This window comes from Aquimonas sp. (assembly GCF_044377145.1).
Taxonomy (GTDB): Bacteria; Pseudomonadota; Gammaproteobacteria; order Xanthomonadales; family Xanthomonadaceae; genus Aquimonas.
Genome location: NZ_JBILJQ010000113.1, coordinates 1 through 9,751 on the forward strand (window position 1 = coordinate 1; position 9,751 = coordinate 9,751).

At 65.5% G+C, this 9,751-nt stretch carries 10 protein-coding genes and 1 pseudogene; 6 read left to right on the plus strand and 5 right to left on the minus strand.

The features are described from left to right. Positions 1–233: 233 nt before the first annotated feature. Positions 234–635, minus strand: a complete 402-nt coding sequence (locus tag ACIQ7H_RS20775) for a transposase (protein WP_395795171.1) — start codon at positions 633–635, stop codon at positions 234–236. Between the two features lie 56 nt (positions 636–691). On the opposite strand from ACIQ7H_RS20775, the gene ACIQ7H_RS20780 reads away from it, so the two are divergent. Next, positions 692–1,540, plus strand: coding sequence for a transposase (locus tag ACIQ7H_RS20780; protein WP_395795155.1), 849 nt, complete (start codon positions 692–694; stop codon positions 1,538–1,540). Positions 1,541–1,724: 184 nt separating this feature from the next. Here ACIQ7H_RS20780 and asnB read toward each other — a convergent pair whose 3' ends face one another. The 3 genes from asnB to hemH form a co-directional block, all read right to left on the minus strand. Next, a complete protein-coding gene (gene asnB, locus ACIQ7H_RS20785) occupies positions 1,725–3,395 on the minus strand; it encodes an asparagine synthase B (protein WP_395795157.1) in 1,671 nt (556 codons plus the stop codon). 170 nt (positions 3,396–3,565) lie between these two features. Further along, entirely contained in the window at positions 3,566–4,426 is an 861-nt protein-coding gene (locus ACIQ7H_RS20790) for an alpha/beta fold hydrolase (protein WP_395795159.1), read from the minus strand. Then, positions 4,419–5,540, minus strand: a complete 1,122-nt coding sequence (hemH, locus tag ACIQ7H_RS20795; protein ID WP_395795161.1) for a ferrochelatase — start codon at positions 5,538–5,540, stop codon at positions 4,419–4,421. The genes ACIQ7H_RS20790 and hemH overlap by 8 nt, the downstream gene beginning before the upstream one ends. 148 nt (positions 5,541–5,688) lie before the next feature. On the opposite strand from hemH, the gene ACIQ7H_RS20800 reads away from it, so the two are divergent. The 5 genes and pseudogenes from ACIQ7H_RS20800 to tatC all read left to right on the plus strand — a co-directional run bounded on the left by ACIQ7H_RS20800 (position 5,689) and on the right by tatC (position 9,079). Then, a complete protein-coding gene (locus ACIQ7H_RS20800) occupies positions 5,689–6,648 on the plus strand; it encodes a hypothetical protein (protein WP_395795163.1) in 960 nt (319 codons plus the stop codon). 125 nt (positions 6,649–6,773) lie between these two features. After that, positions 6,774–7,460: pseudogene (locus tag ACIQ7H_RS20805) on the plus strand (lipid-binding SYLF domain-containing protein); the annotation flags it as partial. Between the two features lie 85 nt (positions 7,461–7,545). After that, a complete protein-coding gene (gene tatA / locus ACIQ7H_RS20810) occupies positions 7,546–7,767 on the plus strand; it encodes a Sec-independent protein translocase subunit TatA (RefSeq protein WP_395795165.1) in 222 nt (73 codons plus the stop codon). A 20-nt stretch (positions 7,768–7,787) separates the two neighbouring features. Then, positions 7,788–8,324 (plus strand): Sec-independent protein translocase protein TatB, encoded by a 537-nt coding sequence (gene tatB, locus ACIQ7H_RS20815; RefSeq protein WP_395795173.1) that lies wholly within the window; start codon positions 7,788–7,790, stop codon positions 8,322–8,324. Further along, the gene (tatC, locus tag ACIQ7H_RS20820) at positions 8,321–9,079 is read left to right on the plus strand and encodes a twin-arginine translocase subunit TatC (RefSeq protein ID WP_395795167.1); all 759 of its coding nucleotides are present in this window, start codon (positions 8,321–8,323) and stop codon (positions 9,077–9,079) included. Before tatB ends, tatC begins: the two co-directional genes overlap by 4 nt. A gap of 218 nt (positions 9,080–9,297) precedes the next feature. Here tatC and ACIQ7H_RS20825 read toward each other — a convergent pair whose 3' ends face one another. Then, entirely contained in the window at positions 9,298–9,603 is a 306-nt protein-coding gene (locus ACIQ7H_RS20825; protein ID WP_395795169.1) for a hypothetical protein, read from the minus strand. Positions 9,604–9,751 lie beyond the last annotated feature (148 nt).

A 9,751-nucleotide genomic window follows, 5' to 3' on the forward strand; every position in this document is an offset into this window, starting at 1 on the left:
AGCGCACATGCGCCCGCCACCGCCGCACCTCCGAACACGCCATCGACCGCTCCTCCGTTGGGGAAACCGGAGACGGTCGGGAGAATCAGGTCAGGAAGGTAGGTGAGGTGGGCGGACGCTTACGCCGGGCAGGCGGCCCCTGCCTTTGAATCGGGTCCGACGACGCCTGGATCATTCAGATCTGGTGGTTGCAAGCCAACCCCATGTTCCGACCTCAGGCGCCGCCGGTGTGCTTATCCGAAGGCCCGCTTCACATCGAAGTGGCCTCCGTCCTTGATCAGGTGGTAGCCGGCGCGGGCCAGCTTGTGGGCCACCGATTTGATCGCGACCGGGCGTGGCTTTTTGCTCGCCTTGCGATCGAACCAGCGGCGGATCTCAGGGCTATAGCGGATCGCGAAGTTCGCGGCTTCGATCCAAGCCCAGCTCAGGTAGCGGTTGCCGCACTTGGCGTTGCCGCTGCCCTTCTTCTTGCCGTTCGACAGGCGTGTGCTCTCGACCATGCGGCAGTACGAGGCGTAGTCGCCGACGCTCTCGAAGCGTGAGATTTCGCCCGTCTCCAGCAGGATCGTGCTGCCGAGAATGACTCCAATCCCGGGCGTGCTGCGCAGCGCTTGAAGTTCTGGCGTGGAACGGATCGCACGAAGGGGTCAGGTCTATACTTTAGACCTCAACCCAGCGCAGGCTCCCCACCATGTCCCGCCCCCTCCGCCTAGAGTTCGCCGGTGCGCTGTATCACGTGACCTCGCGTGGTGATCGGCGGGAAGCGATTTACGAGGATGACGAGGACCGGCGGCGGTTTCTTGAGGTGCTGGGGCAGGTGGCGGGGGTGTTCAATTGGGTGTGCCACGCCTGGTGCCTGATGGGCAACCATTACCACCTTGTCATCGAGACGCCCGACGGCAATCTGTCGAAGGGCATGCGCCAGTTGAACGGGGTCTATACCCAGGACAGCAATCGTCGGCATGGTCGGGTGGGGCATCTGTTTCAGGGGCGCTACAAGGCGATCTTGGTGGATCGCGACAGCTACCTGCTCGAATTGGCGCGGTATGTGGTGCTGAACCCGGTGCGGGCGAATCTTGTCACCGAGCCCGGCGCCTGGGCCTGGAGCAGCTACCGGGCGATGATCGGTGCGGAAGAGGCGCCGCCGTGGCTGGCCACCGATGGCGTGCTGGCGGGGTTCGACTCAACGCGTGCCGAGGCCGTGCGCCGCTACATCGCTTTCGTGGCCGACGGCATTGGCGCCGACTCGATCTGGAAACAGCTGCGCTCGCAAGTGTTTCTCGGTGACGAGAACTTCGTCGCGGGCAGCCTGAAGGCCGGCACCGTCTCCGAGAGCGTTTCGGTGCCGCGTGCCCAACGTCGACCGCCCCCGCCCAGCCTCGATGCGATCCAGCGCGCGCACCCGCATCGCAACGCCGCCATCGCCGTCGCATACGCGACGGGCGCTTATAGCTACCAGCAGATCGGCGATCACTTCGGGCTGCATTTCAGCTCGGTGGCGAAGGTGGTGCGCAAGGCCAGGCTCTCTGTTGCGGAGTGACCCGCTCATGGCCGAGGAATCAGAGGTGGCGGGGCGGCCGCGCACTACAGCGCAAGCAGTGCGCATCCGACGAAAACCGGTCACCGATTCCACATCAAACGCGTGCCAGGCACAGTCGCCAGGGAGCGACTGCGATTGGTTTTCACCCGTGCCGAGCTGTGGAAACACTCTCGCTCGCGCCGCTTCAGTACGCCTGGTCGTGCACCGCCTGCACCGCGCGGCCGGAGGGGTCGACGATGTTTTTCAGGCTGGCGTCCCATTCAAGGGCGGCGGCGGTGGAGCAGGCCACTGAGGGGCCGCCGGGCACGCATTCCGCGGCCCAGGCCTGCGGGTAGTGGCGCTCGAACAGCTCGCGGTAGAAGTAGGCTTCCTTGGTCGCCGGGGTGTTGTACGGAAACCGGAAGCGTGCGCTTTCGAACTGGGCGTCGCTGACGTTCGCTTCGGCGTGGGCCTTGAGCGAGTCGATCCAGCTGTAGCCGACACCATCCGAGAACTGTTCCTTCTGCCGCCACAGGATCTTGTCGGGCAGGTAGCCGGCGAAGGCTTCGCGCAGGAACTGCTTTTCGATCCGGCCGCGCTGTTTGCCGGACAGTTTCACGTCCGGGTTGAGCGACATGGCCACGTCGATGAAGGTTCGATCGAGGAAGGGCACGCGTGCTTCCACGCCCCAGGCTGACATCGACTTGTTGGCGCGCAGGCAGTCGAACAGGTGCAGGTTGTCGAGTTTGCGCACGGTTTCCTCGTGCAGGGCTTCGGCATTCGGCGCCTTGTGGAAATACAGGTAGCCGCCGAACAGTTCATCCGAGCCCTCACCCGACAGCACCATCTTGATGCCCATCGCGCGGATGCGGCGGGCCATCAGGTACATCGGGGTGGAGGCGCGGATGGTGGTGACGTCGTAGGTTTCGAGGTGGTAGACCACGTCCGACAGCGCGTCGATGCCTTCCTGTACGGTGAAGTGGAATTCGTGATGCACCGTGCCGATGTGGGCGGCGACCTCGCGCGCGGCCTTGAGGTCCGGCGACTCCAGCAGGCCGACCGCGAAGCTGTGCAGCTGCGGCCACCAGGCTTCGGTTTTCTCGTCTTCCTCGACGCGGCGGGCGGCGTATTTCTTGGCGATGGCGGCGACCAGGGACGAATCCAGGCCGCCGGACAGCAGCACGCCATAGGGCACGTCGCTCATCATGTGCGACTTCACCGCGCTCTCGAACGCTGCGCGCAGGGCGGTGCGGTCGGTTGGGCCGTCCTTCACCGAGGCGTACTCGCGCCAGCCCGGGTGGTAGTAGCGCGTCGGTTCGGCATCGCCCGAGGCCCAGTAGTGGCCGGGCGGGAACTCACGGGCTTCCTTGCACACCGGTGCCAGCGCTTTGAGTTCGGAAGCGAAGTACAGATTGCCGTGCGCGTCATGGCCGTAATACAGCGGAATGATGCCGATCGGATCGCGCGCGACCAGCCAGCGGCCGGCGGCGTCGTCCCACAGCACGAAGGCGAACATGCCTTCAAGCTGGTTGAGGAAGTCGTGCCCGTACTTGCGGTACAGCGGCAGGATGACTTCGCAGTCGGAGTGGGTCTGGAAGGCGTAGTCGGCCTCCAGCGCCGCGCGCAGCTGGCGGTGGTTGTAGATCTCGCCGTTGACCGCCAGCGCCTGCGTGCCTTCCGGCGACAGCAGCGGTTGCGCGCCGGAATCGACGCCGACGATGGCCAGACGCTCGTGGACCAGGATCGCGCGCTCATTGGCATACACCCCCGACCAGTCCGGGCCGCGATGGCGCATGCGGCGGGAGAGATCCAGTGCCTGCGTGCGCAGCGCGGCCGGGTCGGAGCGGAGGTCAACAATGCCGAGGATCGAGCACATGGGTCGAAGGTCGCCGTGAGCGGTGAGTGAGGGCCGATTCTATGCCAGCGCCGCGCTGGGCTTGCACAGCGCAGCAGGACTGACGACGGATCGGCATGGCGGCCGGCTGGCAGCACAGTCCCGATGTTGAAGGACATCGCAACGCAGCGATTGAACGGCCCCGCGATTGTTCAGGTCGACCCGCCCAGGAACTCGCGGATGAAGGCAGCCACCGCCGCGGTGTTGGACAGGTGCAGATGGTGACCACCCGGCAGTCGATGAGCCTGTGCCTGCGGCACACAGGCGAGGCGTTCAATGACTTCGAGGCGTGGCAGCCGCGGATCGGTTTCTTCGGCGGCGACCACCAGTGTCGGTTGTCGGATCGCCTGCAGGCAGGCGCGGACCTGGGCCTCGCTCATCGGTGCCGCACTGGGCCACTGCAGACGTGGATCGGCGGCCCAGATATGGCCCTCATCCACCGTTCTGAGCGCCCGTTCGACCAGCGGACGCACCTGTTCCGGCGTCAGACCGTTCAGTCGCGCTCGCTGCGTGGTGGCGTCTTCGATGCTGCTGAACACTCGCCGCCGCGGTGCGGGCTCGGTGCGTGCCTTCAACGCGCGCAGAAGGCGTCCGGGCGACTCCGATTCGGGCAGGCTCAAGGGCCCCAGTGCATCAATGCAGACCAGGGCGTCGACCCGGTCGGGCGCGGCCACCGCCAGCAGACTGGCAATGGCGCCGCCCATTGAATGGCCGATCAACGTGCACGATGGCCACTGCAGCTGATCCAGCACCGCAACCAGATCCTGCAAGTGGTCGACCAGAGCGTAGCCGGCGCCGAGCGGGCGCCAGCCGGAATGGCCGTGACCCGCCAGATCCAGGGCCACCAGGTCGAGTTCGGGCAATGCGCTGGCCAGCGAGTGAAAGCTTGCAGCGTTGTCGAGCCATCCGTGCAGGGCGAGCACCCGTCGTGGAGCGTGTTCGGGAGCTGACCGTGGTGTGAAGTGCAGAGCGCTGAGGCGACCGCTGGGTCCATCGAAACTGAGTTCAAGCACGCCGCGAGGTCTCCTGCTGGAAGCTGTCGAAGCGCGCCGCGCGTTCGGTCTCCTCGGTGGTGTGCTTGCCCGGCGGCCATGCGGCTATATCCAGTTCCGCCCAGCCCGCACCCTGCCGTCGCAGCAGCGGCAACAGGGCCTGCACGTGCGCGTCGCTGGCATTGAGTGCAGGGATGTAGCGCAGCGCAGTGCCGCCTGCGTGCTGGAAAATCTCGGCGTTCTCCATCGCGATTTCCTCGATGGTCTCGAGGCAGTCGACCGCGAAGCCGGGGCAGATCACATCCACCGTCTTGACGCCCTGGGCGGGCAGGGCGGCCATGGTTTCGTCGGTGTAGGGCCGCAGCCACTCCTCGCGGCCGACCCGCGACTGGAAGCTGAGCTGCCAGTCTTCGCGCTTGAGCCCCAGCCGCTGGGCGACTTCGCGTGCGCTGAACTGGCACAGGCAGTGATAGGGATCACCATTCATGAAGTAGCGCTTGGGAATGCCGTGGAACGAGAACAGCAGTCGGTCGCCGCGGCCGTGCTCGGCCCAGTGCGCACGCACACTGTCGGCGACCGCGTCCAGCCAGGCCGGCTCACGGTGGTAGTCGGTGATGAAGCGCAGCTCCGGCTGCCAGCGCCAGCTCTTCAGCGTGTCGGCGATCGCGTCGAACACGGTCGCGGTGGTGGTGGCAGAGAATTGCGGATACAGCGGCAGCACCAGCAGCTTGCGCATGCCGCGCTCGCGCAGTTCGGCCAGCACCGAGGGTATCGACGGCGAGCCGTAGCGCATCGCCATCCGCACTTCCAGCGGGCGGCCATCGGCCGAAAGCTCGGCATGCAGCTTGGTCGCCAGATCGCGGGTGTGAACCATCAGCGGCGAGCCCTGTTCGGTCCAGACCCGTGCGTAGGCCTTGGCCGAGCGCCGCGAGCGAAACGGCAGAATCACCCCGTACAGCAGCGGCAGCCACAGCGCGCGCGGAAGTTCGATCACCCGCGGGTCGCTCAGGAACTCGGCCAGATAGCGCCTCACGGCTGCCGGGGTCGGGGCGTCGGGTGTGCCCAGATTGACCAGCAGGATGGCCGTCCTTTCCGGGCTGCCGTGGCGGTAGTCGGCGCGGCCGATATAGCTCATGGGGCAAAGCTCCTGTGGATTGAAAGGCAAGGAAATTTCACGTGTCGATGCCTGTTCAGGCACCGGAGGGGCTGCTATTCTCGCCCGAGGCGCCACCAGAGCGCCGTGACGATTACGCGAAAATGACCCGCCCTGTGGAGTGCAGTCCATGCGCCCTGTTTATCGATGGCTGCCCGTGTTGCCCGGCCTGTTGCTAGCTGGCCTTGCCAGCGCGCAGACCGTGGGTTACGCCTCGGGTTACGACGTGGCCACGGCGACCGATTCGCTTTTTCGCATCAATATGGAAACCGGGGCAGCGGTGCGCATCGGCGCAACCGGCTTCCTCGACATGGAAGGTCTTGCTTTTCATCCAGACGGTGTCCTGTACGGCGCGGCCGACGGCACCAGTGTCAACGGCGGTATTTCGGATCTGTTGATCAGGATCGACACGCGCACCGGAGCGGGCAGTTTTGTCGCGCCGCTCAGCAGATTGAACGGACTTGGCCCCGGCTTGGGCGGTCAGCTGGACTACGGTCTGGCGACGACGTGCGACGGCCGCCTGTGGCTCTCTTCCGATACGCTGGGCCACCTGTGGCGCGTGGATCGTGCGGACGGCAGGGTCGAGCAAGTCATCTCCGGCGGTCCGTTGTTGACGGGCTTGGCATCGAAAGACAATTTTCTCTACGGCGTGTCGGTGGGCGGGACCGAGGCCCTCTATCGGATCAACACTCAAACCTTTGCCGTTGAGCGTTTGGGTTCGTTGGGGCTCGACAGCCGGATCTACGACGCTGGCCTGGATTTCGACGCGCAGGGCCGCCTCTGGGCCACCCTCGATTACCTGACCCCGCCGGAAGGGGCCGACTGGGTTTTCCGCAACGATGTCGCTGAGCTGGACCCGACTTCAGGGCGAGTGCTGCGCCGTATGCCGCTTACGGGTGCGGGTTCCGGGACATCCACTACGCAGATGGAAGGCCTGGCGATTGCGCCTCCGTCCTGTGATTCGGGCGGAGCGCCGCCGCCGCCCTCGCCGGTTGCGCCCGCGGCGGTTCCTGCCTACGGCCCGCTGGGTTTGGTGCTTGCCACATTGGGCTTCCTGATGCTGGCTGGTGTTCGCTTGCGGCGCGGCTGAACTTCGCGCGGCTGCACGGCGTACCTGAGCTTCGATAAGTCCGCGTTCATCGGCACTTTTCATAGTGTCCCTCCGACGATCGGGTTATCCAGTCGTACGCCCCTCATCTAGTACCGGAGTTATCAATGCGCCTTCATCGTCTGGCAGCGCTGCCCCTGCTCGCGCTCACCCTGTTGATTGTCCCGGCACTCGCGCTGGCCGCCCCGCCGCCGGAGAAGCGGCTCGAAAACGCAGTTCGTGTGCTCGATGAAGTCATGCAGAGCCCCGACCGTGCCGTACCCAAGCGTTTGCTGGAGGACGCCTACGCGATCGCGGTGATTCCTGATGTCGTCAAGGCTGGCCTGTTCATCGGCGGTCGCCGTGGCCGCGGCGTGGTGTCGGTGCGCACGCCCGACGGCAGCTGGAGCCATCCGGCCTTCCTGACCTTGACCGGCGGCAGTTTTGGCTTCCAGGCCGGCGTGCAGTCGACCGATGTGGTGCTGGTGTTCCGCAGCGAGCGCGGTGTCGACTCGATCGTCAATGGCAAGTTCGCCTTGGGCGCAGATGCATCGGTGGCCGCAGGCCCGGTCGGCCGCAATGCGCTGGCCTCGACCGATTCCGACCTGCGCGCCGAAATCTACTCGTACTCGCGTGCTCGCGGCCTGTTTGCCGGCGTTGCGCTCGACGGTGCAGTGCTGTCGATCGACCATCGCGCCAATCAGGCCAGCTACGGTCGCAACACCACGCCGCGGGCCGTGTTTGAGGGCCGCGTCAGCGTCAGCCCCGACCAGGCCGTCGACTTCCGCGACCGCCTTGAGGAATACACCGCCCGCTGAGCGGCGCGGTTTCAGGGCTGGGCGTCATCGCCCTGTCGTGCCCGCTGCGCTATGCTCCCGGGACTAACGATTGGAGAACTTCATGGGTGCCTTCAGCATCTGGCATTGGCTTATCGTGCTGGCCGTCATCGTGCTGGTGTTCGGAACCAAGAAACTGCGCAACGTCGGCGGTGACCTGGGTTCGGCGATCAAGAGTTTTCGCAAGGGCATGCAGGATGAAGAGCTGCCCGGGAAAAAGATTGAGGATGAGGCCAAAGAGGCCGAGCGCGTCGCGGCGGAAAAATCCGCTGATCGCCGCGACTGAGTCCTGAATCCGTGTTTGAGATGAGCTTGGCCGAGATGGCGGTGATCGCCATCGTCGCTCTGCTGGTACTGGGCCCAGAACGCTTGCCCAAGGCTGCGCGGACGGTCGGCTTCTACGTGCGCAAGGCGCGCCAGAGCTGGTATTCGGTGCGCTCGGAATTCGAGCGTGAGCTGGCCGCGGAAGAACTCAAGCGCAGTCTGAAGCTCGACGAAGTGCACGCGACCCTGCAGCAGACCGCCAGCAGCGTGCGCGAGGGCCTTGCGCTTGAACAGCCGGCACCCACCCCTGCACAGCCCGGCGCGATCGACCAAGACGGTTTGTCGGCGGAAGAACGCGCGCGCCAGTCCGAGGCCCTGAACGAGCCGCTGATGATGGATTCGCCCGAGGCTGCAGAGACTCACGCGCCGGTCCAAGGCGTGCCTGCGGCCGTTGCGGCATCAAGCGCGGCGGAGTCTCCGACTCCGGCCGAAACAGCGCCGATCGTTAAGCCTGGAACCGAGCCCGGAACGGGCCCCGACGCCGGCCGGCATGAGCACAGCCCGGCGGTGCCACGGTGAGCGATCTACCCAACCCCGCCGCCGAGCCGGGCGAACAAACCCTGCTTTCGCATCTGCTCGAACTTCGCACCCGCCTGTTGCGTGCGGTATTGGCCGTGCTGGCGGTGTTCATCGCCTTGATTCCATTTGCGAATCGTCTGTATTCGGTGATCGCGCAGCCGCTGCTGGAAAAGCTGCCGGAAGGCGCAAACATGGTGGCGATCGATGTCGCCAGCCCGTTCTTCGCGCCGATCAAGCTGGCCTTCGTGGCCGCCGTTACCATCGCCATTCCGGCGGTGCTCTATCAGGCCTGGGCCTTCGTGGCGCCGGGCTTGTATCGGCACGAACGCAAGCTTGCCTTGCCGCTGCTGGTGACGGCGACCCTGCTGTTCTATATCGGCGCAGCCTTCGCCTATTTCCTCGTGCTGCCGACCGTGTTCTCGTTCCTGACCGGCATCTCGCCGGAGGGTGTCGAGATCATGACCGACATCAGCCGCTATCTCGACTTCGTGCTGGTGGTGTTCCTGGCCTTCGGTTTCAGCTTCGAAGTGCCGGTGGCCGTGGTGATCCTCGGCCTTCTGCGCTGGGTCACGGTTGAACAGATGCGCGAAGCGCGTCCCTACGTGATCGTCGGCGCCTTTGTGGTGGCGGCGATCATCACCCCGCCGGATGTGATCTCGCAGCTGATGCTGGCAATTCCGATGGCCCTGCTCTATGAGGTCGGCATCATCGCGACCCGGATACTGCTGCGGCGGCGTGAGGCAGAAACGGCCTGACGCCGGTAGCAGGCTACGACTGCCTTTCAGACAGCCATCCGAGCCGCAGAACGCGAACCATGCGCCGCACGATCAAACTCGTTGTATGGCGTCGAAGCTTGAGACTCGCACCACACGGACGCTGACAGGCAAGGTGTTCGCGATGCATGCCAGCGTGGAGCCGTCGGCGCTCGCGCCCCTCCGCAACCCGACCGTGTTTGCGTCTTCGGATGCCCGACTCAGGCCTCGATGCTGGGAGGTCCCACTGGTGGCGCCTGCGCGCCGTCGGATGCGGTGTCCTCACGTTCGCTGATCGCGCCGTACACATCGGCCCAGGCGACATACAGCACGGCACCCAGCAGCGGCGTGAAAACCACGCCGGAAACCAGCACCGCCAGCATCGGGCTGATTGTTGCCAGCACCACGCTGACCACGAAGCGCGCCACGAACAGGGTCAGCACGGTTAGCGCGAAGGCGCCGAAACTCCCCGCTACGGCCTGTGCGCTCTCCCGCATCGCGGCGAACGGCTCGACGCCATCGAACATCACCCGCGGCACCGCGAAGAACAGCGTAAGCGTCCGCCCACCTCACCTACCTTCCTTACCTGATTCTCCCGACCGTCTCCGGTTTCCCCAACGGAGGACCGGTCGATGGCGTGTTCGGAGGCGTGGCGGTGGCGGGCGCATGTGCGCT